The organism is Sporichthya polymorpha DSM 43042, from assembly GCF_000384115.1.
GTDB classification, from domain to species: Bacteria; Actinomycetota; Actinomycetes; order Sporichthyales; family Sporichthyaceae; genus Sporichthya; species Sporichthya polymorpha.
Map to the genome: position 1 here is coordinate 736,792 of NZ_KB913029.1, position 26,162 is coordinate 762,953.

A 26,162-nucleotide genomic window follows, 5' to 3' on the forward strand; every position below is an offset into this window, starting at 1 on the left:
GAGTCTTCACTTCACCGAACTCACGAGGTGGTCCGACTGCGGCGCATCCGCACGCGGGGCGGCGGTCGCGCCAGCCTCCTCCGACTGAGCGGCCAGCAGGTCCTCGATCTTGTCCAGCTGCGTCCACTCGTCACGCAAGTCCGCCGACAGCCACAGGATGCCGCCGAGACCGAGCAGGAACAGCCCGCCGAACCCGGCCGAGATCACGTAAGGGACCTGCTCCGCCGTGTACAGCTTGTCGCTGACGCCGATCCAACCGACGACCAGCGCCACCACGCCGAGCACGACGCACGCCCACGCGCCGGCTCGGTCCCAGCCGAGTCGCAGCCACTGTCCGAGATCCATCAGCAGACTTCCTCTCCGTCCGGGACGGCAGTTCGCTCGGGTCGGCATCGGTGGTGATCAATGAGCGCTCACTGACGTCGATGCAGCCGAGTTATCCAGTTGGGGGCGATCAGCAAACGCGTCACCCGGTGAGGGCCGAATGGGGCTACCCGTCAGGGTCGGCCCAACGCTTGCCACCATGATGGGCGAACTTGCACATGATGTCTAGAGGCTATGTCCGACCCTTTTTGCCTGGTGAAACCGCTGTCGCGCTCAGGATCCTCACGGATGCACATTGTGTCTAGTGAGGTTGTGCAATGTAATGCAAAGGAACGGCACCACTCCTGCGGCGATCGACCAGCCGGCGGCGTTCACGCCAGCTGTGCCCAGCTGACTTTAGGGATGTTGCCGCGCTCCGGATAGACGACGCCGGGGGCTGCGGGGCTGTTCGGCCGCACTTCCCAGCTAGGCACGTCGCGGGTGAGCGACCAATGTTGGTGATGCTCAGGACATCGATCCCCGGCTCAGCCCGCCCACCGGTGATGTTGGCCACGCAGGTCCCGGCGGGGATGACGCCCATGGCCACGACCAGGTCGTGGGCCAGCGTTGCGTACTCCGAGGAGTGCGAGAAGTCCTCCATCTCGGCACCTAGTCGGCGACGGAGGTCGCGCAAGAACCCCCACCGACGCGGGGCAACCGCCCGTCGCGGCCGGTCTGCGTGAGGATTGATGAACGGATGTCTCGCGCGCCCGCAGAGGTGGCGCACGTCCATGGCAGGCACTGCGGATGCATGGCCCGCGCCCGCGAACCGTGGGCTTGAAGGCTGACTGCGGGTCGAGGGTAGCCAGGTCTGCGGCGCGGGCGGTGCCGGCGGCGTCGATGGTTGGTCGCTCGAGGGATCCGGCTCCACCCTCAGGCCATGCACTCAGACAGTCATCGCACCGCCGTCGACGAAGATTGTGCTGCCGGTGACGAAGGACGCGAGGTCACTGACACAGAACAGGACGACTCGGGCGACGTCCTCGGGTGCCGCCACCCGCCGCAGCGGAATGGCCTCGTGTATCCGTTGCGCGAGAGCGTCAACATCCCCACCCGCGGCCAAGGCGGTCAAGCCGGGAGTGGCGACCATGGTGGGGGCGACGGCCAGGGCGCGGACCCCACGGGGACCGAGTTCCAACGCGAGTGACTTGGCGAGGCCATCCAGTGCGTGCTTGGAAGCGACGTAGGCGGTCATGCCGGCCGCCTGAGGTCGGTGGGCTCCGGTCGAGGTGATGTTGACGATCGTCGCTCCCCGGGGAGCGTCGACCATGAACGGCAGACAGGCGCGCACGCAGGTGAAGGCGCCGTCGAGGTTGATCCCGAGCACTCTCGACCAGCCCTCGGCGTCGAGGTCCTCGAGCGGGGTGGGCGGGTAGACGCCGGCGTTGTTGACCAGGATGTCTATCCCCCCGAGTTCGGCGGCAGCCGCCTGGATCGCCGCCGTTGTCGCCGCGGCATCGGAGACGTCCAGATGCCCGGCGGTGACGCGACCCCCGCACCCCGACAATCGTCCGCGACCTCCTTCGCGCCCGCGGTGTTGAGGTCTCCGAGGAACACGTTCGCGCCCGCTTCGGCAAGGGTGCGGGCGCACGCGGCGCCAATACCTTGCGCCGCGCCGGTGACGACGGCGGTCCGTCCCTCCAGGGAGAGCAACCGTCCGGAGCGCGGGCGCAATCATTCCGCGGCTCCCGCGGCCTCGGCGTTCGCCGGCTCGGCGTGGGCTCGCTCCGCCGCGTGACGGCCGGCGATGTAGCCCCAGAGCAACCCGCGGGACATCAGCCCTCCGCTGATATACACCGGCCCGACGTCGGTGTGGGCGGCGGCATTACCCGCGGCGTACAGACCCGGTATGGCACGGCCCCGGACATGTTGCACGCGGGCGTGCTCGTCGATCTTTAACCCGGTGGCGTTCGCGCCCAGACCCACCGATCTCCACCTCGAGGCCATAAAACGGCCCGTGCTCGAGGCGGCCGAGCATGCAGTTCTCCCCTTCCGGAGAGATGAAGGTGAAGGACACGAACCGCTTGCTGCTCCGACCGAAGTCCTCGTCCGCGGCCGCGTCGACGAAGCCGTTGAAACGCTGCACGGTCGCAACCAGACCCGCGGCGTCCACGCCCAGCTTGCCGGCGAGGTCCGCCAGAGTGTCCGCGCGGTGCACGACGCTGTCCGGAAGGTCGGCGCCGGGCGGAAAGGGACCGAATTTGGTCTTGTCCCGATGGTTCTGATCGAAGATCAGGTACGCCGGCAGATTGGTGTAACGGCGCCGCTCGGTGTCGAACTCCCGCAGGCGGGCCTGCTGGTTGTAGAAGAAGGTCTCGTCGCAGAAACGTCGTCCTTGGTCGTTAACGAGGATCGCGTGAGCCTGCCCGATCTCGGCTAACAGCCAACGCCACAGCGGACGGCCCTCGAACTCCTCGCCGGGGAACGTGGTCCCGAAATCGGTGTGCAGGCCGATCGGCGGGAGCGTCACGGCACGTGCGCCGATCTCACCGGCCATCACCAGGTGATCCCCCGTCAGAAAGGGCGGGCAGGACGATCCGAAACTCGGCACCGCTTCGATCGTCCCGTTGGTGTTTCAGCCGTATCCACCCGTGGCGAGCAGGACCCCGGCGCGCCCGCGCACGGCGATGCGTTCACCACTTCCGGTCTCGGCCTCCACTCCGACGACCGCACCGCCCTCCATGATCAGGCGATCGGCGCGAGTGTCAAGCAGGACAGGGATGCGGCGGTCGACCAGCGCGGCCTTCAGCAGGTAGCCCATCACGCCCTCGCCCCACGTGCGGGCGTCCCGGCCCATCCGTTCGGCAATCAGGGCATAGTCCCAGGCGGGCAACGCGCCGAGGCCGCCCCAGCCACGGACCTCGTTCATGTTGACTCCGCCACCGAAGAACTTCGAGCGCAGCGTGCGTTGCTGCCACTCCCCGAGAGCGGGGCCCTCGAACGGTTCCACGTCGAGGGCACGGCAATCCTCCCGCGCGCCGTCTGCCCAGCCGAAGAAGTTGTCGACGTGGCCCTCCGCTCGTTGTCCGCGAGATAGTGAACCGCCTCGGGGCCGGTGTCGAGGTAACGGCGCCGCAGTGGTTCCTCGCTGAATCCGGCCCCGACGTGGACGAGGTACGTGTCGACCGCGGCCGCGGAACCCTCGTATCCCTCTGCGTAGCGGGTGCGCGGCATCCAGACCAGACCGCCGGAGATGCCACTCACTCCCCCGACCTTGTCCGCCCGTTCGACCAGCACGACGTCCAGCCCCGCGTCGGCAGCGACGATCGCGGCCGTCACGCCTCCAATACCGGTCCCGACCACCACGAAATCGGCACTCACATCGGACGCACTCATCTGTCCTCATCTCACGTTCGGGAACTCGCATTGGGGCTTCGCCCCTACTCGCAGGCCTATCGAAAATCGAGCGGGAATGGCTCGACATCCGCCTGGCAATCAACGGCGTCCACCGGACCGTCAGCATCGACGACTCGTCCGCATGGTGACCGTGCCAGCGCTGCCGCCGACGGCCGCTCAGGCCGAACCGCCCGCGGGGACGGGCGGGCCGTACAGCACGTGCCACAGGATCGACGCCAGATTGTCGCGCAGAGCGCGCTTGCGCTGGACGTTCGCGCCGGTCACCAGCTGCCGCAGCCCCCTCTCAAACATCCAATACAGCCAGGCCGCGGTCTCCAGCGCCGGGAGGTCGCGGTCCACCCATCCCGCGGCTTGACCCGCCGCGATGTGGTCGCGGATCGAGTCGACCGCGATGTCGGAAGCCTCGGCGAGCCGCCGCCGCAGCAACGGATGCTGCGTCGCCTCCGCCTGCACGGCGACGAGCAGTGCGGCATGGGCGGTGTAGGCGTCAATGAGGTCGCCGACGACCAGAGTGAGCCGCTCCGGTGACGGGGCGGCGTCGAGTTCTTCCCAGCCGACTGCCGCACGCGCGATCTCCTTCAGGGTCTCCGCGAGCCAGGCCTCGGCGAGGTCGGCCTTGCTCTCGAAGTAGATGTAAAAGGTGGCGCGGGAGATGCCGGCCGCCATCGCCAAGCGTTCGACAGTGACGGTGGAGTAGGAGACACCATCGGCAGCGAGGTTCTCGACCGCCGCGAGCAAACGGCCGCGAATGTCAGCGCGGCGGCCCCGTGAGTCGAGACGGCCTCTGGAGGATCTGCCGACCTGATCGGTCAATGGAGGCCCTTCCAGAACACGGCGACAGCCGCCTGGACCGCGCGTTCCGGATCGAATTCGCCCTTGCGCAGGCTGAGCTGCGCGAGGGAGTGTTCGACCATCCAGGTGAGCCACTCCGCGGCAACCTCAGGGTCGAGGTCGTCCCGGAAGACTCCCGCTCGCTGTCCGGCGCGGATGTACTCCGCGTTGTTCACGGTTCCGGCTTCGACCTGGGCGAGGAACTCGCGTTCTGTCGCCGGCTCGTGCGCGGCGGCGTCGGCGACTGCTCGCATCAGGCCCGCATGCGGCGCGTGAGTGGTGAAGACGTGGCGCAGCGCATCTTCGAGGTCGGCCGGCGTTGCCTCAGGCGGTAGCTGCCAGAGACTTCGCGTCGCGTCCACGATGTCGGCCATGACCTCTGCCAACAACGCCTGCAACAGGACGGTTTTGTCTCCGAAGTACTTGTAGAACGTCGACCGGGAAATCTTGGCTTCGACGATGATGCGTTCAACGGTGAGACCCGGGTACGTCTCCGTCGCGAGGAGTCTCTCCACCGCGGGCAACAGTTGCTCGATGACCAGCCTGCTGCGCTCGAGATCTCGCCGGTCGGGCTTCGCGCCCACTGGTCCCGACGGGGAGACTGCGGTCATGGTGGCCCCAGCGTAGTTCTCCGCCAGCCCGGCCACCCTGGCCACCTCGCCCACACGCACTGCGTCTGCCCTACTCAGATTTGGCGAGTGCACGGTCCACCTCGCGTGCTGTGTTCCGGCCCGGCCACCCGCTCAGATAGGACATCGGGAACGCGCCGGAACCGGAATGCCACAGGCCCTTCACCGGGGTGCGGTACGCGGCCAGGGACGGGGTGGGCCGCCATGGTCCCAGCTGCGCGAGACTCAGGTCTGCATGGGAGTAGTTGCCCTTGTAGACGTGGTACCGGCTCTCGAACTCGGGCGGGCTGGTGTCATACCGGTCGAGCACCATGTCGCTGGTCCCGGGCGCGTAACTGTCGAACACCGCCATCGCCCGCTTGACGTACAGCTCGGACTCGGTCTCCCAGTCCCGCCCGCCGGAGAGCTTGATCGGAGTGTTGAAGGCGTACATGTACAGCGTGTCCCCGCCGCTGCCCGGCGGCACCAGCGATCGGTCGGAGATCGACGGCACGATGGTGGTCAGCGGGATGTTGTCGTCGTAGTCCCCGGTCATGCCGAGATAGGCCGACCGCCGCAGATGCTCCAGGGTCGGGCACAGGGTGAGCGTCGACATCACCTCGTCGTCGACCTCGCCCTTGAGCTTCGGGAACGTGGGGCGACCGCTGAGCGCCATGTCGGACTTGAAGATGTACACCCCGTGCCGCGAGACCTGCATTCCGCGCATCTCGCCGTGCGTGTCGTCCGGGATCTCCTTCGGGTCGACCAGACGCTCGATGAGGGTGTACGGGTCGACCGCTCCGATCACCTGTTTGGCCGCGATCACTTCACCGTTTGTGAGCTCGACCCCTGTCGCCCGGCCGCCTCGGACCTGGATCTGCCGCACCGGGGTCGCGACGCGAATCTCACCGCCGTGATCGACGACGCAGGCGGCCAGGGCTCGGGTGAACTGCCCGCTCCCGCCCATCGGTCGGCGCACCCCCCACTGGTGGATGCCGGTCAGCACCGCCATGTACACCCCACTGCCGGGCTCGGCGATGGGTCCCCAGCTGGCCAGGGAGTAGGTACCCAGAGGCGCCTTGACCTCTTCGCGTTCGAAGTTCTCCTCGAGCACGGACTCGATCGAATTGAGGAAGACCCGAGCGCCGCGGGCGACATCCTTGCGGCCCTTGGCCAGGTGCTTCATGGTCTGCGCCAGCATCGCGGGCCGCACGCGGAAGGGATGGCCCTGAAAATATGGCATCGCGGCCGACAAGGTGGCCGTAATCTGCCCGACCAGCTGCTCGTACTTGACGGCGTCGCGCCGAGAGAACCGACGGATGTGTTCCACGGTCTTGCTGAGGTCCTTGTAGAACGGCATGTAGGACCCGTCGGGGAACAGGCCGGTGGTCAGCGTGGTCGGGTACACCCACTTCAGGCCGTACTTGGCCAGGTTCAGCTGATCGATGACGGAGGGCTTGACCCCCGTGAGGAGGAACTCCAGCGAGCACGGTGAGACCTGGTAACCGGGCGCGTTCGTCATCTCCCGGGACCAGCACAGCCCTCCGACCACCTCGCGCGCCTCCAGGACCAGAACCCGACGCCCGGCCTTCGCCAAGAAGGCCGCGGCGACGAGTCCGTTGTGCCCGCCACCGACGATGATCGCGTCGTAGGTGCCACTGCTGGTGGTCGCCACCTGGTAGCGGATGACGCCGGGAAGGTCGGTGTCGAACGGGTTCATCGTTCCTCCTGGGTGGATCCGGGGTCGCATCAGGGAAGGGGTCGGAGCCGGATCGTGCGGTCGGTCAGCCCGTGCCCGATTTCGCCGTCCCACTCGAAGCGGGTCATCGCTTCGAGCAGGTTGTGGTGCGCGGTGTCCGCACCGTGCATGCCGAACAGGAGTTCGCTGGGCCCGGCCAGCGACAGCGGGGCGACCTGGAGTACCTCAGCCCGCACCGTCACCGCGCCCGTGGCGGTCCTCAGCGTGAAGCTGTAGGGCTCGGCCGCGTTGGTCGCATCGCTCAGCAGCGGCAGGTCGGTCACGTCCACCTCGGCGGGTGCGTAACTCTCGCGGTCCCCGACGATCGCGTGGGTCTCCTGCCGCCCGTCGACACCGGTCAGGTGGAACAGCTCGAAGGTCCGCCCGCTGGGGAACTGGCCGTGGATCCAAATGTGCCGGTCGATGCGCGACATGTCGCGCGGCCCCCAGCTGTGGTCCCGCAGGCCGGAGCCGGTGAACTCGACACGCTCGGCGCCGAGAGTGAGGTGGCCGGAGCCGGAGCCGTGCTGCTCGTAGTGCGCGGTAGCCCAGCTGTCGTTGTTGAGCTTCCCGAGGTCGAAGGCCGGCCCCCAGGCCTCGAAGGCCAGCTCGGTCTCCAGAACCGTGTGCTCACCCTCGGCGAACGGACCCGCGCGCAGCTGCTCGCCGGAGACCACGCTGACTGCGCCGCGCAGCCCCTTGGTCCAGCGCTGGAACGGATCTTCGCAGCGGAAGAACGACCCGCAGCCGTCCGGTCCCGCCAACCCTCCGCCGTAGGCGAAGGAGTTCGCCACGGCGAATCGGTCACCGGGCAGGAACGCGACGAAGAAGTAGTTCCACAGCTCGACGTCGAACGCCGCGCGGCCTTGGTGGAAGAAGTACCCGATCTCAGCCGCGGGCGCGTAGAATTGCGTGAGGTAGTTCTCCGACCAGCCCGGCAGGTCGACCGGAGTGTGCACCCCTTCGTCCCGCTCGGTCAGCCCGCGCGGCAGCGGATGCCTCGTCAGATCCTGGGCGGTCATGGCGTCCTCCGCACGGTTCGCTCGGAGAGGCCGTGTCCGTCCGCCCCGTCCCAGGTGAAGCGGGTCGCGCCCTCGCAGAGCCAGTGCGAGCTGACCGGGCTCGGGTCCGCCCCGAGGACGAGTTCGCTCTCGCCGGTGAGGGACATCACCGCGACGTCCCCCACGTCGGCTGTGATCGTCACCGGCCCGTCCTCGGAGGTGATCTCGAGGACGTAATCGCCGCCCGCGGCGGCGAGGTCGGAGATCAGCGGCGCCTCACTGATCAGCTTCGCCGGCGTGGGGCCGTTACCGCGGTCGATGGTGACGTGGGAGAGCACGTGTCCGCTCGGCGCGACGAGGTGGAAGATCATGAACGCCCGCCCGTCGTCCCACCGGGCGTGCAGCCAACAGTGCCGGCCTACCTTGGAGTAGTCGCGGGCCCCCCAGGAGTGGTCCCGAAGCCCCGCGCCCGCGATGTCCAGCGGCCCCTGACCGTCCCAGGAGATCGTGCCGGTGACATCACAGTTCTGCTCGTAGTGTGCGCTCGCCCAGGTCTGCTGGGACAGGTCCATGTCGAAGGCGGGACCACGGGCCTGCCACCGCAGATCGAACGAGAGCGGGACGGCTGGGCCGTCGGTCAGCGCGCCGCCGACGAGTTGGTCCGGCGACACCACGCGGGCGGCGCCGTGGAAGGTCTTGGTCCACGTCCGGAACGGCTCGTCGCACCGGTAGGACAGGGCCGCCGCCTCCGGGTTTTCCGCGGAGTGGGCCGGCGCGGTGGCCTTGGCCAACGCGAGCGTCCCGTCCGGCAGGAACACCACCGCGATCTCCTGCCAGATCCGCGGGTCGTAGGTGGGTCGGCCCAGGTGCAGCCACATGGAGATCCCGGCGTCCGGGAACGAGGCGTAGCTCAGGTAGTTCTCCGACCACAGCGGTGCCGGGCCGATCTCGTGCGGAAGGTCGTCGATCGCACGGAGGTAGTGCGGCCGGTACTGCCGGGCCTCCACAACCTGACTGACCATCAGTTGCCTACCTGCGTTTGAATCAACGACAGGCTGTCGTTGTCGGCTATGCAGTGGGCCGCCCGCTGGATCATGGCGACCAGCAGAGCCTGCTGGCGCTCGCCGACGTGCTCGTAGGTCATGAAGGCCATCCCGGGCAGGACGAGGTTGTAGGCGACGGCCAGCCGGTAGGCCGTCCAGGCCTCGACCCACGGGTAGTCCGCGACCCCGGACCGCACCAGTTCGTCGTGGTAGATCCGGACCAGACGCTCGTCGTGGCCCCGCCGGACCTCGGTCGGCAGGCTCTGGCTGATCAGGTAGGCGAGGTCCACGGGCCCAGCGGCCTGCTGCAGGGTCTGGAAGTCCACAAAGACCAGCTCGCCGCCGGCGCCGAGGAAGAGGTTCTCGGCGCGCAGTTCGCCGTGCACGAGGGTTCGGGGCTCCCCCAGCGCTGCGGCGAGTTGCTCCAGCAGCCCGGGCAGGGACTCTCCGAACTCCCGCACCGCCCCGTCGACACCGGTAGCAGCACAGGCCGCCGGCCAGACGGCCCCGAAGACCTGCCCGTACTGCCCGAGCAGCCCGCGGCCCGTCGCGGAGTCCAGTGCCGGGAACGAGCCGGCGTAGACGTCCAGGCGATCGTGCCGCCACCACTGGGCGTGGAAGCGGGCGAGTTCGCGCGCCGCGGTCTCCGCCTCGGCCAGGGTCATTCCGGTGAGCTGATCCATCGGGGTGTGCTCGACGAGATCCTCGATGACGAGCACGAAGTCGGAGGTGTCTTCGTCGAAGACCACCACCAGCGGTGCCGGGACGCGGACGGGGCTCTCGTGCGCGAAGTCACGGTAGAACGTGCACTCCTTGCGGTAGGCGCCGATCGCGTTGAGAAGGTCGCGCACCGGGCCCTCGACGGGCAGCTTGACGATCGCCGTGGCCGGGAGATCCGCCGGGCCCTGGAGGTGGAGGCGATACATGCGGGTGCTGAACGCGACGCCGGCGGTCAGTTCGGTCGCCTCGACGACCTCGACCTTCTGAGAGGCCGCGAGCCGACCCGTTTCCTGCAGCGCGCTGGTCAGCCAGGCGCTGTCGAGTTCGTCGATCTTGGTGACCGGGGCGGTCACGCCGACGCCTCGACCAGCGCGTTTGTCTGTGCGGCGACCTCCATCGCACGGCGGACCGAGTCCTGCGCGTCGGCCGGACCGAGCACGAGCGGCGAGAAGTCGAGGTGGCCGACGAAACTGGCGCCCGCCTCGACGAATTGGGCATTGATCTCCGCCATCTCCTTCGGGGAGCCGACGAAGAACGCGGCGCGTGACATCGCGTCGCTGACGTTGGAGACGAAAGCGTTGATCTCCTCGTCCGACTGTTCGAAAGGGGCCCAGTGCATGGCGTAGTGCCAGTTCTCCGGCATCACGGAATTGAAGCCCTCGTCGGCCCAGCTCTTGGTGTCCAGGCGCCCGAACTGCGCGGCGAAGTACTTCGCGAGCGGGTTGCGCACGATGCGATCGATCGTGTCGGGGTCGTCGTGGCAGATGCAGATGTTCCAAATGCCGAACCCGAAGGCGTCGGGATCCCGGCCGAACTCCTCGACCTGCCGGCGGACCGCCTTCACCTGATCGGCGAACTTCTCGGGCGTGGTGATCGCCTGCGGCACGGCGGCCTCGAAGCCGTCCGCATGCTTGGCCGCGATCTCCAGCAGCATCGGCCCGCCGCCGAGCGCCCAGAACTCCGGGCGCTTCTCTGGACGGGAGGTGCCAATGAAGGCGTTCTTGTAGTTCCAGATGTTGCCTTCGTGGCTGAACGGCGCGTCGGCCTCCCAGAGCTTGTTCATGAGAACGAACATGTCCTCCAGCCGCTTGAGACCCTCAGCCCGCTTGTAGCCGAACGGTTTCGTCTGGCGCAGCTCGCCGGCACCTAACGCGCAGACGACGTCCCCGTCGGTGCCGTGAGCCAGCGTCAGCATCTTGCGCAGCAGCTCCGCGGGCGCAGAGCGGACGGCGTCAGTCGTGACCCGGACATTGGCGTGCGGGTTGGCAGCGAGGGCGAAGGCGGCTTCGACGAAGGGGTCGTGAGTGGCCGATCCGTCGACGAAGTCCGCCGCCGGCGAGTTCTGCGTGTTCCACAGATTGCCCGGGAACCAGCAGGACAGCTCGTCCCACAGCCACAGGAAGTCGATGCCACCCTGTTCCAGCCCAGCAGTGAAGGGCGCGATCATCGACAGCGGCGTGGTCCGGTGATTGTCGAACGGGACGGCGAAGCGGACGCGATTCGGCACGGGATCTCCTTGGTCAGTATGCGACGGGGCGGATCAGGCGATTGCGCGGATGGGGGTGACGGCGGTGGTTCGGCCAGGTTGGGCACTCGCCAACTCAGGGGTACCGGATGTCCACCGGGACGCACTTCGCCCCCTCCGGCGCGAGGTACTGCTTGTTCGACAACCCCAGCACGAAGTAGCAGGAGGTCATGACCCGCGGCAGCTGGGTCGTGAACGTCAGAGGTGAGGTCAGGCCTCCGAGGTTGGTGTTCTTGACCGTGTACATCGCTTTGAGCATGTCGGCGGGGGTCGGGTTCGCCGGCAGGCCGCCCTTGGTGGCCTCCTGCGCCAGCACGCCCGACGCCCAGGCCATCGCCGGGCTCGGCCCCACGATCGGGCGGCCGAAGTACCTGATGGCCGCGTCACTGTAGGCACGCGTCGCGGGCAGCGAACGGTCCATCCAGGGGAACACGATGGACGGTGCGAAGAAGTTGTCCTTGTTCAGCTGCGGATACTCGGGCAGGGTGCGACTGACTCCCAGACTGATGCCGATGAACTTCGGGTGATAGTCCTGTGCTTCGCAATTGCCGGCGAAGCGCCCGATGCTCGGCCCGTCCAGGATCACGATGATCCCGTCAACTCCCGCACGCTTGGCGGCGATGCATTGCGAGGTGTAGCTGGGCGCAGCTACCGAAGCAGGCTGTGAAATCACGACCTCGCCGCCGATGCGCTTGATCGCAGGCGAACCGACAGCCAGGTCCTTGGCCGCCCCCGGCGGCCCACAGGAATTGGGAACCTCGATGCAGTAGTAGACCGCCAGCTTCTTTGCCCCTCGCTTGATGGCGACGTCGGCGGTCGCGCCGCCGATCACGGCCGCGTGAGGACCGATCGGGAAGAAGACGGGATTGGTGTAGTAGACCGTTGAGCTGGACTCCCCGCCGATGGCAGGAATTCCCTCGTCCTTCAGGTACGACGCGACACCCTGGACGGACAACGGGTTCGCCAATCCGACGAACGCGATCGCGCCTTCCTTCTCCACGAGGCGGCGGGCAAGGGTCAGCGCGACGGCTGGATCCCCGCCGTCATCGGCCGAGATCAAGCGCACCGGGTGCCCCCCCAGTCCGCCGCAAGCGTTGGCCGCCTTGACCCAGACCTGCAACGCCTCCGGCAGACCGTTGAACAACTCACCGAGGAAGCCCGATTGCGTGGCGATGTTGCCGATGGTGATAGTCGATCCGGAGATCGCACAGGACTTCCCCGAAGCCGCGGCGCCCGCTGCGGGATCTGGCCGGGGGGCGGTGCCCTGCGGGCTCTTCCCCGCAGAAACGGCAGGCGCCGTCGCGCTACCCGCGGACCCGCGGGCGGTGCTCGTGCCAGCGGGGACTGCACCCGATGCGGCGGCTGCCCCCCCCGCGCTGCCCGGCGCGGCCACCATGCCGCCGTCCGTCTGCTCGACCGCGACGCCGCCCGCCGTATTTGCGGCCACGAACTCTTCGTAGTCACGGCGCGAGCCACACCCCGCCAGGGCAACTACCGCCACCATCGCGACCACCAGAGCTGCAGCAACACGGCGATCGGCGCGGCTGTTCCGATGGCGCGCGGCCGAAAACCGTGAGCGCATGCCGTCCTCCAGAAATCAGTGCAGGCAACACCCGTGCCTTGTCGCTAGTGTGCGCCGCCGCAAACACCTTGTCTAGCGGTTGTGTCCGCAATTCTCGGCTTCGATATGCCGCATCTAGAGGGAGTTTCGGGTAGACGGCACTAACGCCTAGACAGTGTGTGCGCGCAGCGGCGACGGTGACGGGGACAGCCGCGCCGGAGTGCGGGTGCCGTTAGTTGCACGGCCGCGCAATGCGGCGTTCCGCGCAGCTGACGCAGCCAGCGTGGCGCGGCAGCGCGAGCTCGCGGGCCTCGCGTTTCATGAGCTTGATCGCATGTGCGTCAGGCTGGTCGTCGCGGCCGGCATCCGGAGGCGGGTTCAGCGTCGTGCTGGTGCCGCATGCCGTTGTCGTTGTCGTTGTCGTTAGGCGGGCTCGCCTCGCGGGCGCTCGCGCCTCATCGAGGTCGAGGACATGCACAATTTTCGCGACGTCGGCGGCTATCCCGTCGCCGGCGGCACGACCCGTTGGGGTGTGCTGTACCGGGCCGGGACGCTCCATGGCATCTCTGAGGCGACACGAGCCCAACTGACCGGACTCGGCATCCGCACCGTGGTGGATCTGCGCGAGACCGTCGAAGCTGGCGACGCCCCCGCACCCCATCATGCTGGCACCTTCGCGCGAGTGAGTAACCCGATCTTCCGGCAGCGGGACATCGTCGGCACGGTGACAGATCTGGAGCCGCTCTACCTCCAGATCCTGGAACAGTGCGCGCCGGAGATTGTCTCGGCCATCGGGTTGCTCGCCAGCCCAGAGACGCTTCCGGCCGTCGTGCACTGCAGCGCAGGGAAGGACCGCACCGGGCTGGTCATCGGGCTGACTCTTTCGGCAATCGGCGCGGCCGATGAGGTCGTCGCTCAGGACTACGGCCTCACCGAGGAGTTCCTCACCGGGGAACTGCGGACCCATATCGCCGCCAAGAGCGAGCAGCTCGGAATCAGTACCCAGAAGCTGGTGACACTGATGGGCAGCCCACCCCGCGTTCTGCAGGCAACCCTCGATGCCTTGCGTGGCCGCTTCGGGGGAGCTGAGGGATACCTACTCGCGCACGGCCTGCGCCCGGAATCGCTGGACGTTCTGCGCGAGGCCCTCATCGAACGCGACGCCGACTGAAGACTGCACGCGGAGTAGTGCGGCCTCCCGGCGTGCCGGGTGGATGCGTTCGTTCATCCCGGCGCCCTGGCCGCTGACACCAGCGTCGGGCCGGAGCTCAACGGGGAGATGGCCCCGGCTCAGCACCGTCGATGCTGTCCCAGGACGGGCGAGGGGGTAAAGCGTTAATCAGGTCGGTCACCGACCTACCCTGGAGGGCGATGCTCTGCGCGCCGGAGCTCAGCCGTCCGCTCTTCGGGCAGCGGGGCGGTGGACCCTGGATGTCGCCTGCCCCGGCGATGCCCCGGCGTGAGCGAACCCGTAAGCGGCTGAACCGGGTGCGTGCGCTGAGCCGGCCGGCTGCTGCGCCTCCCCGACGGGCAGGGTGATGAGTTCCATCCGTACCCGGGCGGAGAATCTGACGCCTTGATAGGTCCCGTCCACCCGGTGGTCGTCGCGGGCGGGCATTCCGAGTTCCGGTGCCCAGCATGTCTGTTGGTGCTGAATGCCGATGACGTCGCCGTTCAGTGTGGTGTCCCGCGTCAGCACGTAACACGTGAGGCCACGGCCTTGAACCGTGATCGTCTCGGTACCGGTGACGGTGGTGTCCGTGGTGCCGCGGGTCCCGCCGGCGCGCCAGCGCCCGGACCAGCTGTCGCCGTCTTGCAGTGGTGTCCGGATCAGAGTTTGCGGGACGTCGAAGGTTCCGCCGTAGGCGATGCCGACCGAGGAGGCTTGCACCTGACGACGCTCAGGGCGCGGCATCCAGCGATCCTGAATTGCAACTACCCGAACCGTTCGCCTGCCTTCAGCAAGCTGCCGACCGGATCGACCTGCGGATCCTCGCCACGCGCGGCCGCTGGCGCCTGCTGGTCGGAATGGTCCGGGCCAACCGGCCGTGGCGACTCGTCTCGGGCCTGACCAGCGCGCTGGCGGCCGCGCTGGCGATCGGCGCGTACGTCCTCGTCAATTCCAGCGTCTGGGAGCTGGCGCTCCACCTCGGCGGGCTCAAGCTCACGGCCGCCGCGGCGTTCGCGGTCTCCCTGATGGTGGTGTGGTTGATCCTCGACCACCACCTGTGGACTCCGCCCGCGCAGAGTGCACGCGCGAGGCTCTACAACCTGTCCACGGTCTTCACCCTGCTGATCGGGGTGCTGGTCATGTACGCGGGCGTCTTCGCCGTCGTGCTCGGGGCGTCGACCTTCACCATGGACCCCGGGTACTTCCACGCCCAGATCGGCCACCCTCCACACGTCGGGGACTACCTGACCGTCACCTGGCTGGCCAGCTCGATGGCCGTCGTGGCCGGCGCCCTGGGCACCGGTTTCGAGAGCGAGGACGCCGTCCGCCAAGCGGCCTACAGCTACCGCGAACGCGAGCGGAGGGCTGCGCTCCGCAAATCTGACGGACCATCGCTGGAGTCCTGACCGCGGCAGCCGAGGGTGATCGCGCGCGCGACCGGGGTGCGCTGCGGTGACGTCGGAGTCGAAGGTGACGCTCCACTGATCGGGGATCGGCTCGCCGACGCGGACCCCACCGGCGCAGCGACGGCGGTCCCCGGCGCCACCGGCCCGGCCGCGACCGCGGTCCCGGGCCAGAAAAATTCACCCCCGCCGGCCCTCAAGATCACCGCCGCGGAAATCCGACATGTCCAGTGTCGGCACCACGCAGCCGGAACAACCGGGCGAACCCGCCGACCACAGACCTCACGGCCACCACGGCCCCTCCGCCTCTACGCGCGGAGATTCTCCACCCCTCGTCCAAAGAGACGTCGATGACGCACGCCCGCACGCCACTGACCCGCACCGCTGCCCTCGCCACCCTCGCCGCGATCACGCTCGGCGGCCTGACCGCCACCGCCGAACAGGCCAACGCCGCCACCAGCCGCACCACCATGAAGAACGGCATCGTCGCCTCGGTCAACGACATCCGCGCCGACCACGGCTGCCGCCCCCTCAAGGTCGCCAAGGCCCTGACCAGGTCCGCCCAGCGCCACGCGGACGACATGGCGCGCACCCGCTCCTTCAGCCACACCTCCGTCGACGGCCGCTCCTGGGTGAAGCGCCAGCTCGCCGCCGGCTGGAAGTCCCCCGGCGGCGAGAACATCGCACGCGGCTACGACAAGCCCAGCAGCGTCATGACCGCCTGGATGAACTCCCCCGGTCACCGCCGCAACATCCTCAACTGCCAGTTCCGCTACATCGGCATCGGCTACAACACCACCGGCGAGTACTCCGTCCAGAACTTCGGCTACTGATCCCCAGCACAGCGCTGACACTGCATCAGATTTCAGACCACTCCCCGAACGCGGCGGTGCCGGAGATGCGGTCGAGAACCCCGAGCAGCTGGGAGACCTCGATCGGTTTGGTCAGGTACGACGCCGCGCCGGCGGCGAGGAGGCGGTCCATCTGGCCGGGGGTGGCGTCGGCGCTGACGACGACCACGGGGACGGAGGCGGTGCGATCCTCCGTCTTCAGGCGGCGGAGCACTTCTTCCCCGCGCATGTCCGGCAGGTGAAGGTCGAGCAGGATCAGAGTCGGCGGGTCGACGGTCGCGATGTCGAGGCCCAGCTGCCCCTGCCCAGCACTGACGAGCCGCCAGGCGGGTCGGCGGCTGACGATCTCCTGCAGCAGCCGGATGTTCGCCGGGTTGTCCTCGACCGAGAGCACCGTGAGCTCCGCGCTCGGAGCGGCCGGCACGGCCGACGTCCCCGGCCGCGGGGCGGGGAGCGCGGGGGCCGGAGTTGCCGGCGCCGGCGCGGTCGGCAGGACGAGCCGGAACGTGCTGCCCTGGCCGACCGTCGAGGCCACCTCAATCCGTCCCTGCATGGCGTTGGCGAGCCGTTGCGAGATCGCCAGACCGACGCCGGTCCCCTCGATCTCACTGTTGGCGGCCGCCAGCCGTTCGAAGGGGACGAACAACCGGTCCAGGTCGGCCTCGGGGATGCCGATGCCGTCGTCCGCCACCTCGACGGTCGCGGTGCCGTCCTCGACCACGCAGCGCAGCTCGACGCTCCCACCTGGTTTGTTGTACTTGACCGCGTTGGACGCGAGGTTCAGCACGATCTGCTTGGCCCGTTGCCGGTCGGCGAGCACGTGGCAGGTGCAGCTGAGCGCGTGCGATGCGCGGAGGGTGACGCCACGCTGCGCCGCGATGGGACCCATCAGTTCGGTGACCTCGCCGACGACGTCGGATACGCGCACCGGCTCCGTGGAGAGGGTGAGCTGGCCGGACTCGATGCGGGAGATGTCCAGCACCTCGTTGATCAGGTCGAGCAGGTGCACCCCCGCCCGCCGGATCTGCCGGACGTTGTCCCGGTGCTCGATCGGCAGGTCCAGCTCGAGCAGCTGCGCGAACCCCAGCACCGCGTTCATCGGAGTACGCAGCTCATGACTCATGCGCGAGAGGAACTCACTCTTGGCCTGGTTCGCCGACTCCGCCGCGACCCGGGCCGCTTGGGCCTCCGCCTTCCACAGCTGCCAACGCGACGCCACCTCGGTCAGGCGACGGGACAGCACGCCGATCTCATCCTGCCCGGGATCGACGAAGTCGGGGACTTCGCCCTCGCGCAGCCGGTCGGTCCTGGCGACCACCCGTTCGAGGCGCCGGGAGACTCCGAGCGTGAAGGCCAGGGTGGCCGCAAGCCCGCCCGCGACACCGACTCCGAGAGCGATCACCGTCGTCGCGCGGGCTCGCTCGATCCAGGTGTCGCGTTCGTGCAGCCGGTCCGCCAGTCGACGGTGCTCGGTGTTCCGGATGTCGGCCAGGACGCCACGAAATTCCTCGGTCGAGGCGCGTTGGGCCTCGAGCCAGGACTGCGCGACGTTTCCATCCGCAGCTCGCCCCCCGGGGGGAGGCCGCAGCTGGTATCCCCGTTCGAGGATGCTCTGCAGTCGTTGCAGGCGCCCCGCCTGTGCCGCGTCGTCACCGACGTCCCGGGTCAGCGCGGCAATGGCCTCCGGCAGCTCTTCCCGGGCTCGCTCCGTCGGTTGCAGGTAGCTCCGGTCGCCACTGGCCAGGTAGCCGCGAACGCCGGATTCGCCGTCGAGCACCAAGGCGTAGAGCAGGGTGAGCTGGTCCTGCGACCGGCGCGCTTCGCCGACCCGGTCCTGGGACTTGCCCACCTCGGAGAGGACGAACAGGAACACCAGTGCCGACGACAGGAACATCGCCAGGGGCAGCGCCAGGACCAGCAGACCCTTCGACCGCAGGGATCGGTCCGACCACCAGCGGGCGATCTGGCCCGACGGCAAGGGTTCGTCATGATCCGTGTACGCCGCAGGCGGAGCGCCGCCGGCTGATCGGGTGTTCGGCATCCGCGGTTCCCCCCTCGGCGACTACTCGACTAGTTCGGTGGTCCTGGTGGACCGGGTCGCCGGTCGCAGATGCGCAGCACCTCGGTGAGGGATTGGGGCCGGGCGATGAAGTACCCCTGGACCCACGGCACGTCGAGGTCGCGCAGGGTTTGCAGCTCGGCCGCGGTCTCGACGCCTTCAGCGACCACGAGGGCGCCGGTCTCGCGGCCGAAGTGCACGAGGGCGTTGGCCAGGGCCCGGCGGACGGGGTCGCGATCGACTCCGCGGGTCAATGACATGTCGAGCTTCACGACGTCCGGCGCCAGTGCGATCAGGTGCCGCAGACCGGCGTACCCGACGCCGGTGTCGTCGACCGCCAGGCGGGCCCCGCCCGCCCGCAGGGGGGCGACGGCGGCGTTCAGGACGTCATAGTCCTCGACGGGGATCTGCTCCGTCAGTTCCAGCACCAGACGGTCCAGGACCGGTTCGGCCAGCGCCATCAACCGGCGTTCGCGGTCCAGGATCACGCCCGGCGTGAGGTTGATCGCGAGGAAGACCTCGGACGGCAGATCCTTCAGGGCCAGCACCGCGTGCTCGATCGCGAGGAGCTGCAGTTCGACACCCAGACCGACCCGCTCGGCCTCGGCGAACCAGACGTCGGGTGGACGCGACGGCTCCGCGGCGAACCGCGAGAGCGCCTCCAGACCCACGATCGAGGCGGTCCTGAGGTCGGTCACCGGCTGGAGGACGGTGGTGAGGTGCCCGTGACGCAGAACGGAGGTGATGCGCTCGTACTGCTCGACCCGCGCGTCGCGCTCGGCCGCGGCGAAAGCGCGCTGCTCACTGAGCCGTCCGGCCAGCCAGCGGTTCTGCAGTCGCAGCTGCTTGTGGAGCGAGCCGGTCTGCAACAGGTTGCGAACGCGCAGCACCACCTCGGTCGCATCGAACGGCTTGGTGACGAAGTCCTGGGCACCCCGCTGGAGCGCTCGCCGCAAGGCCTCGGGACTGGGATCCGCCGTGAGAACGACCGTGGGCAGATAGGTCCCCGCGGCGTGGTCGACGAGCTCGTCGAGGACCGCGTACCCGTCCAGGTGCGGCATGTGCAGATCGATCAGCGCGAGATCTGGTGGATGGTCGAGCGTGCCGACCGCCTCCCGCGGGTCGGTGTACGCGCGCAGGTGCTGCAGTCCGGCCCGCTCGAGAATCGCGCGCAGCAAGGTGATGTTCGCCGGGTTGTCGTCGACGAGCAGCACATCGGCGTCCGCGAACCGCCTAAGCATGGGCGGACGTCCTGTCGTGCACCACGGCGACCCCGAACCCCCGGAATTCACCTGCCTGCAATCAATCGATCGCACTCGGTAACTTAGTCCTGCTCAACAAACTCGGGCGTTCATTGTGATCCAGATCACGCTCTAGCCCTGCGCCGCTCAGCCCAGCGTGATGAAGGCGTCGGCGTCGATGTAGCTGCTGGCAGCGGCGCGAGTGCGCTTGCCGAGCACACGGATGGACAGGACGTGGCGGCCCGGGCCGACGTGGCGGGTCAGGATGAGGCGACGGGTGCTGGTCTTCTTCGCGTAAAGGTCGACGACGCCGATGCTGCGGCCGTCGAGGTAGACCCGCGCCCGGCCGCGGTTCGGCGCCAGCGTCCCCACCCAGGCCACCGCGCTCCCGGTGAAACGGAAGGTCGCGGCGGCACCCGCGGAATTGGTCCGGGTCACGCTGCCGCCGAGGGCGGCGCTCTGCTTCGCCTTCTTCCAGCGATGTGGCGCGCGGTAGATCGCGGCGTGCTGCTGCTTCACGCGCACGCTCACCCGCGCGACGCTCGACCACGACCCGGTGACGCCCTGCGCGTTCGTGGCCCGGACACGGAACCGCCAGGAGCCGGTCGGCAGCTTCACAGTGGCGCGCAGCGCGGTCGGGGTCGCCAGGCGCACGTTCTGCCAGCGCTTGCCGTCGGCGCTGCGCTGCAGTTCGTGGACCGCGGCGCCGCTCCCCGCCGAGGCGGTGTCCCAGGTGAGCCGCACGGGGGTGCCGGCGGAGGTCACGCGCTGGCCGGCCGGGATCGCCGCCTGCGGCGCACCGGTGATCGGCGCCGGAGCGTGCGGCGTCGCCGGGATCGGGTTGGTCAGGGCGAGCAGCAGGTTCACCGAACCCGCACCGATGGCGCTGAGCAGGCCGCGACGGCCGCCGCGGTCCAGCGCGGACGCCACCTGCGCCGGCGTGGCCGCCGGGTTGGTCTGCAGGTAGTTGGCGATGACACCCGCGACGTGCGGGGTGGCCATCGAGGTCCCGGAGAAGAGTGCCGTTGCGGTGTCGGACTTGAATCCCGCGGCGCGGATCGCCTCGCCCGGGGCGAAGAGGTCCACGCAGCGGCCGTAGTTGGAGAACGAGGCACGCGCGTCGGTCTTCGTGCTCGCCCCGACCGTGATAGCGCCGGCGAGACGGGCCGGCGACTGCGTGCAGGCGTCGACGTTGTCGTTGCCGGCGGCGACGGCGTAGGTCACGCCGGCGGCGATGGAGCGCGCCACCGCCTCGTCGAGCGCGGCCGAGGCGCCGGCGCCGAGGCTCATGTTGGCCACGGACGGGCCGCGGTGGTGCGCGGTCACCCAGTCCACTCCCGCGATCACGCCGGACGTGGAACCGCTGCCGTCGCAGTCGAGTACGCGGACCCCGACGATCTTGGCCTGCTTGGCCACGCCGTAGGTGGCGCCACCGATCGTCCCGGCGACGTGCGTGCCGTGGCCGTTGCAGTCCTGCGCGCCGCGGCCGTCGTCGAACGCGGTGAACCCGGCACTGGCGCGACCGCCGAACTCGCGGTGCGTGGTGCGCACCCCGGTGTCCAGGACGTACGCGGTGACGCCGGCGCCGGTCGCGTCGTAGCGGTAGCTGTTCGACAGCGGCAGCGCCTCCTGGTCGAGCCGGTCCAGGCCCCAGCTCGGTGCCGGGGACTGCGTCCCGGTCGCGTAGACCCGCCGGTCCGGTTCGATCGCGGCCACCCGCGGGTCCTGGCGCAGCCGCGCCAGAGCGGCCTCGTCGAGCACGGCGGCGAACCCGCGCGCCGCGGCCTTGAAGTCGAACCGGACCTTCCCGCCCCGGTCGATCAGCTCGCGGATGCGCGCGACGTGAGTCGCGCTGGCGTCGCCGTTGAACGTCACGATCCACTGTCCGGGGATCGGTTCGCCCAGCCGCAGGCCGGGGACGAAGGATGCGGCCGCGGTGGGCGCCTCCGGGCGCTCCGCCACCGCCGCTGCGGGCAGCGGAGCCAGCGTCGCCCCCGCGACCGCGGCGCTCAGCACCGCGGTGAGGACGGCAGTTGCGGCGCCGTTCGTGGTGCGCCGGCGGGCTGAGAGTCGGTTCATTCGGTTCCCCCGTGTGTCGTGCGTACAGGGGGTCCCTCGGCGCGAAACTTCGCGGCCTTTAGTCATCGATCGGGTGATTCAGGACCTAGGTCCCGGGCCGGGAAAATTGACCCGTCCCGACCCTCAAGATCGCCACCCGCCACCTCGCGACGGGTGCACGTCACTCCGCCCGGACGCCATCTCCCCGGGCGGCCCCGCGGCCCGGCTACGCTCGTCCCCAGACCCGGGTCCGCGGCCGCGGCGGGGAGTACGACCCGGAGGAGCACTCATGGCGGGCGGGCTGGTCGCCCTCCTCGACGACGTCGCCGCGCTGGCCCGGCTGGCCGCGGCGTCGGTCGACGACATCGGTGCGGCGGCAGGACGCGCCGGCGCGAAGGCGGCGGGTGTCGTCGTCGACGACACGGCGGTGACCCCGCGCTACGTGCACGGTCTCGCCGCTAAGCGCGAGCTTCCGATCATCGCCAAGATCGCCAAGGGTTCGCTGCGCAACAAGGTGCTCTTCATCCTCCCCGTGGCGCTGCTGCTGAGCGAGTTCCTGCCGGGGCTGCTCACGCCGATCCTCATGCTCGGCGGCACCTACCTCTGCTACGAGGGCGCGGAGAAGATCTGGGAGAAGTTCGCCCACCACGACACCCACCACGCCCCCGCGGCCGCCGTGGGCAACGACCAAGAGGACACGATGGTCAAGGGGGCCATCCGTACGGACTTCATCCTCTCGGCCGAGATCATGGTCATCGCCCTGGACGACGTGACCGACGAGCCGTTCCTGACCCGGCTCATCGTCCTGTTCGTCGTGGCGTTCGCCATCACCGCGCTCGTGTACGGCGTCGTCGCGCTGATCGTGAAGATGGACGACATCGGCTTGCGCCTCGCCCAGCGCAAGGGCGCCGCCGCCCAGCGGGTGGGTCGCGGGCTCGTCACCGCGATGCCGAAGGTGCTGGCCCTGCTGGCGACCGTCGGGATCGCGGCGATGCTCTGGGTCGGTGGGCACATCCTCCTCGTGGGGCTCGACGACATCGGGTGGCACGGGCCCTACGGACTGGTGCACGACGCGGAGGAGGCCGTCCACGACGCCACCGGCGCGTTCGCGGGTGTTCTCGGGTGGCTGACCAACACCCTGGGCTCCGCCCTGCTCGGCGCCCTCGTCGGCGCGGTCGTCGTGGCCCTCGTGACCGCGATCAAGCGCGCTCGGGGTGGCCGCGCCGCGCACGCCTGACCTCCGCGCCAACCTGGGGCAGGCCGGGCGAAATCTCGCCCGGTTCCTTCAGATCGATCTGGCGAGCGCCGATAAGGCCGGTATGGGCGTGGTGGCTGAGCTCGACCTGACGCGCCCGGCTGATCTCCTCGCGGCCGCGATGGCCCAGTTGCCGGGCCTGAGCGTGCTCGTCGTCGACGCCGAGCACCGCGTGCTCACCGGCTGCGGCTCGATCGCCGCGTGCCCCGAACTCTCGACCGACGACCTGCTCGGACGGCGACTGCCCGACGTTCTCCCGGCGGGCTCGTGGGCGGCACTTGCGCCGGTGTGCGCGGCCGCTCTGGCCGGGCGGACCCTCACCGCCGACGACGTCTGCCCCCGGAGCAACACGGTCGTGGAGCTGACCGGCAGCCCCGTCGTTCACGAGGGCCGCGTGGTCGCGGCCTCGATCTCGATGCGCGACGTCACGGCGGTGCGGGACGCGCAGACCCAGCTGAAGCGGGTGGCCCGGGAGTTCGAGTCCTTCGTCGGCACCTCGGTCGAGGGGCACTACCGGCTGGATCCGGACGGGATCGTGCTGTGGGCGTCCCCGAGCATGGCGACGCTGACCGGCAAGCCGATGTCCGAGATCGTCGGGGTCAAGGCCCGCGGAGTCGTGCATCCGGAGGACGTGGGCCGGCGCGACGCCGCGATGGCCGCCCTGCTGCGGACCCAGGAGCCGCAGGTGTTCCAGGTGCGCGGCGAGCACGCCGACGGCACGTGGCACTGGTTCGAGGGCACCCTGCGCGGACTGTTCGACGACGCCGGTCAGCTGCTGGAGCTGCACAACACCACGCGCGATGTGACGCTGCGAAAGGCCGACGAGGACCTGCGGCGGCAGTGGCAGCTCAGCTTCGAGGCCACCAGTCGCGGCATCGCTCTCCTGGACCCGAGCGAGCACCGCATCGTGCAGGTCAATCCCGCCTTCGCGGCCATGCACGGCGGCACCCCCGAGGACTTCGCCGGCCGCCCCCTCGTGGAGATGGTGACCGCCGACGGCCGGGCGCGAACCGCCCACCACGTCGAGCTGGTCGCGGTCGAGACCTATGTGCACTTCGAGAGCGAGCACGTCCGGCTCGACGACGGGTCCGTGTTCCCGGTCGACGTCGAGGTCGTCTCACCGCGGGACGCGGACGGACGGCTGCTCTACCGCCTCGTCTACCTCGCCGACCTGACGCAGCAGAAGGCCCACGCCGCCGCCGAGCAGCAGGCTCGGGACCTGTTCGCCGCCACCGTCGACCAGGCCCCGATCGGGATGTGCCTGGTCGCCCCCGACGGACGCTTCCTGCGCGTCAACGCCGCGCTGTGCCGGTTGCTGCAGCGTTCCGAGTCCGAGTTGCTGGCCGCGGACTTCCAACAGCTCACGCATCCGGAGGATCTGGACTCCGACCTCGTCCTTCTGCAGCAGGTGCTCGACGGCGCGCGCGACTCCTACGAGATGCCCAAGCGCTACATCGCGCCGACCGGCGAGGCGGTCCACACCTGGCTGTCCGTCCGGCTGATCCGCCACCGCGACGGCAGCCCGGCCCACTTCATCTCCCAGATCGTCGACCTCACGCGCATGCACGCGGCGGAGACGAAGCTGCGCGTCATGGAGGACCGGCACCGCATCGCGACCGACCTCCACGACCACGTCGTGCAGGGGCTCTTCGCCGTCGGCCTGTCGCTGCAGATGCTCGAGACGCGGGTGGAGCCCGGTCCGCACGCCGACCAGCTCAGCCGGTCCATCAACGACATCGACGAGACGATCGCGCGGATCCGGAGCGCCATCTACGGCCTCCGCGCCTCCGGCGGCGGCACCGTCGCGGTCCGGGATCGGGTCCACGACGTGCTGGCCGAGGTCGCGCCCCTGTTCCCCAAGCCGCCGGCCGTCTTCTTCTCCGGCCCCCTGGAGGTCATGGTCAGCGCCGAGCTGCTCGAGGAGGTCGTCGTCGTGATCCTCGGGGCGTTGACCGAGATGGCCCGGGAAGGGAACGTCGATCAGCCGCAGGTCGCGCTGACCCTCGTTCCCGAACTCAGCGAACTTCTCGTCCGGATCACCGAGAACACCACGGGCGACCGGACCACCCACCTGCACTGGACCGCCTCGGTCGCATGACAGGGTCGCGGCTCACTCCGGGAACGGAGCGATGCGAGCGAGGGTGGGGAGGATTGCCCACCGGGTGAGCCACTGCTGCCGGCCGCCGGGGAGGGCGGCGGTCTGGGCCGTCCAGCTGGTGCGGAGGGTCTTCTTCCACCCGAGCCGGGGGTGGCGGGCGAGGACGTCGTCGACGTAGGCGGCGGGCATGAGCTCGAGTCCGCTGCCGGCGACGTCGGTGAACGCGCCGGCGGAGACGAAGCCGCCGGGCGAGGTGACGTCCTCCAGCGCCCCGACCGTGATGTGGCCGCAGATCTCCGCACCGACGCGGGCCGAGAACGCCGGGTCGGCGCCGTGGGCGAGCAGGAACGCCTCCGCCTGCTCGGCCCCCGTAAGCGCGAAGCACCGGCCGGGCGTCGGGGTCTCGAGGGTGATGTCGTGCAGGAGGCTGGCAATGAGCGCCTGCTCGAGATCGACCGTCCGCCGCTGATGCTCGGCGATCGCGAGACCGAACCAGAACGTCCGCCAGGAGTGCTGCAGCACGCACGGCGAGAGCACCTCGGCCGCGTGCTCGATCGTCTCCTTCGCCAGCGTGGAGTCCGGCAGGACGAAGGCGTCCAGGTCGACCTGCGCGGTCCCCCGGCGCCCAGTCGCCAGACGCAGTCGCACGCCGGGGTACTTGGCGACGGACCGGAGCAGGGGCGGGAACAGCGCCCGGCTCTGGGACCTGGTCAGCACCCCACCGGTTGCGCGGGCCCAGTCGTAGTCGATTCCATCCGGAGCAGCCATGGCCGGAACCGTACGGTCGTATCGGTTCCGGCCACCAGATGATCTCCGGTCAGACGCGTGTCAGATCAGGACGCGATTCGGCGAGCTGACGATCGCGCGGGTTCGGTACGTACCGGATGATCGACTCCACCACCCGACCGCCCTCGTTCTCCCAGCGGTCCAGCTGCACCAGCTGACTGCGGATCGGGTCGAGCTCCGACCCCCGAACACTCGGCAGAACTGGCATCGTCACTCCCCTCGATCTCGGCACGGAGGCCGGCGAGGAAGCTCCGCGCCTCCGCGCGGCTGATTGCATCTATCGTACCACGATAGACATGACAGACCGTCAGCTCGCCGAAGGCGTCCAGGGGCACGGCGGCCTACGTGTGGCGCGGGCAACGTCCGCGCGCCGGTTGAGCAGCCCCAGGCCGGACAGTGTCAGGACATGAAGCTTCTCCTGCTCCTCGTCGTCGTTGCTGCCGTCGCCGCGTTCTTCGCCACGCGCTCCAGGCAGCGCTGAGACCAGACCCTC

Annotated in this window: 25 protein-coding genes; 5 read left to right on the forward strand and 20 right to left on the reverse strand. The window is 69.3% G+C overall.

The window, feature by feature from the left end:
* Window positions 1–6: 6 nt before the first annotated feature.
* From SPOPO_RS0103675 to SPOPO_RS0103735, 14 genes are all read right to left on the reverse strand, one after another.
* Entirely contained in the window at window positions 7–345 is a 339-nt protein-coding gene (locus SPOPO_RS0103675; protein ID WP_019873427.1) for a hypothetical protein, read from the reverse strand.
* A 904-nt stretch (window positions 346–1,249) separates the two neighbouring features.
* Window positions 1,250–1,870 (reverse strand): SDR family NAD(P)-dependent oxidoreductase, encoded by a 621-nt coding sequence (locus SPOPO_RS31905; RefSeq protein ID WP_019873428.1) that lies wholly within the window; start codon window positions 1,868–1,870, stop codon window positions 1,250–1,252.
* Window positions 1,871–2,037: 167 nt separating this feature from the next.
* The gene (locus SPOPO_RS36120) at window positions 2,038–2,289 is read right to left on the reverse strand and encodes an FAD-binding protein (RefSeq protein WP_425424119.1); all 252 of its coding nucleotides are present in this window, start codon (window positions 2,287–2,289) and stop codon (window positions 2,038–2,040) included.
* A complete protein-coding gene (locus tag SPOPO_RS0103690) occupies window positions 2,189–2,914 on the reverse strand; it encodes an FAD-binding protein (RefSeq protein WP_169577152.1) in 726 nt (241 codons plus the stop codon). Before SPOPO_RS0103690 ends, SPOPO_RS36120 begins: the two co-directional genes overlap by 101 nt.
* A gap of 24 nt (window positions 2,915–2,938) precedes the next feature.
* Window positions 2,939–3,232, reverse strand: coding sequence for an FAD-binding protein (locus tag SPOPO_RS0103695; RefSeq protein ID WP_084670872.1), 294 nt, complete (start codon window positions 3,230–3,232; stop codon window positions 2,939–2,941).
* Window positions 3,229–3,699 carry an FAD-dependent oxidoreductase gene (locus SPOPO_RS33550; protein ID WP_084670873.1) on the reverse strand — a complete coding sequence of 157 codons (471 nt, stop codon included), beginning with the start codon at window positions 3,697–3,699 and terminating at the stop codon, window positions 3,229–3,231. Before SPOPO_RS33550 ends, SPOPO_RS0103695 begins: the two co-directional genes overlap by 4 nt.
* Before the next feature lie 177 nt (window positions 3,700–3,876).
* Window positions 3,877–4,458, reverse strand: a complete 582-nt coding sequence (locus SPOPO_RS27545) for a TetR/AcrR family transcriptional regulator (protein WP_019873431.1) — start codon at window positions 4,456–4,458, stop codon at window positions 3,877–3,879.
* A 71-nt stretch (window positions 4,459–4,529) separates the two neighbouring features.
* Complete coding sequence (locus SPOPO_RS27550; RefSeq protein WP_245541694.1) at window positions 4,530–5,198, reverse strand: TetR/AcrR family transcriptional regulator; 669 nt, start codon at window positions 5,196–5,198, stop codon at window positions 4,530–4,532.
* A gap of 34 nt (window positions 5,199–5,232) precedes the next feature.
* The gene (locus SPOPO_RS0103710; RefSeq protein ID WP_019873433.1) at window positions 5,233–6,879 is read right to left on the reverse strand and encodes a phytoene desaturase family protein; all 1,647 of its coding nucleotides are present in this window, start codon (window positions 6,877–6,879) and stop codon (window positions 5,233–5,235) included.
* A gap of 29 nt (window positions 6,880–6,908) precedes the next feature.
* Complete coding sequence (locus tag SPOPO_RS0103715) at window positions 6,909–7,919, reverse strand: DUF7065 domain-containing protein (RefSeq protein WP_019873434.1); 1,011 nt, start codon at window positions 7,917–7,919, stop codon at window positions 6,909–6,911.
* Window positions 7,916–8,920 carry a DUF7065 domain-containing protein gene (locus tag SPOPO_RS0103720; protein ID WP_019873435.1) on the reverse strand — a complete coding sequence of 335 codons (1,005 nt, stop codon included), beginning with the start codon at window positions 8,918–8,920 and terminating at the stop codon, window positions 7,916–7,918. The genes SPOPO_RS0103715 and SPOPO_RS0103720 overlap by 4 nt, the downstream gene beginning before the upstream one ends.
* Entirely contained in the window at window positions 8,920–10,014 is a 1,095-nt protein-coding gene (locus tag SPOPO_RS0103725; RefSeq protein WP_019873436.1) for a phosphotransferase, read from the reverse strand. Before SPOPO_RS0103725 ends, SPOPO_RS0103720 begins: the two co-directional genes overlap by 1 nt.
* On the reverse strand, window positions 10,011–11,168 hold the full coding sequence (locus SPOPO_RS27555) for an LLM class flavin-dependent oxidoreductase (protein WP_019873437.1): 1,158 nt from the start codon (window positions 11,166–11,168) through the stop codon (window positions 10,011–10,013). The genes SPOPO_RS0103725 and SPOPO_RS27555 overlap by 4 nt, the downstream gene beginning before the upstream one ends.
* A 94-nt stretch (window positions 11,169–11,262) precedes the next feature.
* Window positions 11,263–12,768, reverse strand: coding sequence for an ABC transporter substrate-binding protein (locus SPOPO_RS0103735; protein WP_245541695.1), 1,506 nt, complete (start codon window positions 12,766–12,768; stop codon window positions 11,263–11,265).
* Between the two features lie 451 nt (window positions 12,769–13,219).
* On the opposite strand from SPOPO_RS0103735, the gene SPOPO_RS27560 reads away from it, so the two are divergent.
* A complete protein-coding gene (locus SPOPO_RS27560; protein WP_019873439.1) occupies window positions 13,220–13,918 on the forward strand; it encodes a tyrosine-protein phosphatase in 699 nt (232 codons plus the stop codon).
* A 219-nt stretch (window positions 13,919–14,137) separates the two neighbouring features.
* On the opposite strand, the gene SPOPO_RS27565 is transcribed toward SPOPO_RS27560, so the two are convergent.
* Window positions 14,138–14,662, reverse strand: a complete 525-nt coding sequence (locus tag SPOPO_RS27565; protein WP_156869541.1) for a hypothetical protein — start codon at window positions 14,660–14,662, stop codon at window positions 14,138–14,140.
* 14 nt (window positions 14,663–14,676) lie between these two features.
* Here SPOPO_RS27565 and SPOPO_RS27570 point away from each other — a divergent pair, with 14 nt between their 5' ends.
* Together SPOPO_RS27570 and SPOPO_RS27575 are read left to right on the forward strand one after the other, a co-directional pair.
* On the forward strand, window positions 14,677–15,324 hold the full coding sequence (locus SPOPO_RS27570; RefSeq protein ID WP_019873441.1) for a hypothetical protein: 648 nt from the start codon (window positions 14,677–14,679) through the stop codon (window positions 15,322–15,324).
* Window positions 15,325–15,671: 347 nt separating this feature from the next.
* On the forward strand, window positions 15,672–16,154 hold the full coding sequence (locus SPOPO_RS27575; RefSeq protein ID WP_019873442.1) for a CAP domain-containing protein: 483 nt from the start codon (window positions 15,672–15,674) through the stop codon (window positions 16,152–16,154).
* 25 nt (window positions 16,155–16,179) lie between these two features.
* Here the strand turns inward: SPOPO_RS27575 and SPOPO_RS27580 are convergent, their stop codons facing one another.
* The 3 genes from SPOPO_RS27580 to SPOPO_RS33555 all read right to left on the reverse strand — a co-directional run bounded on the left by SPOPO_RS27580 (window position 16,180) and on the right by SPOPO_RS33555 (window position 21,551).
* Entirely contained in the window at window positions 16,180–18,150 is a 1,971-nt protein-coding gene (locus tag SPOPO_RS27580) for an ATP-binding protein (RefSeq protein ID WP_019873443.1), read from the reverse strand.
* 92 nt (window positions 18,151–18,242) lie between these two features.
* Window positions 18,243–19,472, reverse strand: coding sequence for an EAL domain-containing response regulator (locus tag SPOPO_RS0103760; RefSeq protein WP_033384892.1), 1,230 nt, complete (start codon window positions 19,470–19,472; stop codon window positions 18,243–18,245).
* Between the two features lie 147 nt (window positions 19,473–19,619).
* The gene (locus SPOPO_RS33555; RefSeq protein WP_019873445.1) at window positions 19,620–21,551 is read right to left on the reverse strand and encodes a S8 family serine peptidase; all 1,932 of its coding nucleotides are present in this window, start codon (window positions 21,549–21,551) and stop codon (window positions 19,620–19,622) included.
* Window positions 21,552–21,819: 268 nt separating this feature from the next.
* Between SPOPO_RS33555 and SPOPO_RS0103770 the strand changes: the two genes are divergently transcribed.
* Window positions 21,820–22,767, forward strand: a complete 948-nt coding sequence (locus SPOPO_RS0103770; protein ID WP_019873446.1) for a DUF808 domain-containing protein — start codon at window positions 21,820–21,822, stop codon at window positions 22,765–22,767.
* An 82-nt stretch (window positions 22,768–22,849) separates the two neighbouring features.
* The gene (locus SPOPO_RS0103775) at window positions 22,850–24,883 is read left to right on the forward strand and encodes a sensor histidine kinase (protein ID WP_156869545.1); all 2,034 of its coding nucleotides are present in this window, start codon (window positions 22,850–22,852) and stop codon (window positions 24,881–24,883) included.
* Between the two features lie 12 nt (window positions 24,884–24,895).
* On the opposite strand, the gene SPOPO_RS0103780 is transcribed toward SPOPO_RS0103775, so the two are convergent.
* A complete protein-coding gene (locus SPOPO_RS0103780; RefSeq protein ID WP_028984494.1) occupies window positions 24,896–25,651 on the reverse strand; it encodes an HD domain-containing protein in 756 nt (251 codons plus the stop codon).
* Window positions 25,652–25,700: 49 nt separating this feature from the next.
* Window positions 25,701–25,877, reverse strand: coding sequence for a hypothetical protein (locus tag SPOPO_RS34145; RefSeq protein ID WP_019873449.1), 177 nt, complete (start codon window positions 25,875–25,877; stop codon window positions 25,701–25,703).
* Between the last annotated feature and the right edge of the window lie 285 nt (window positions 25,878–26,162).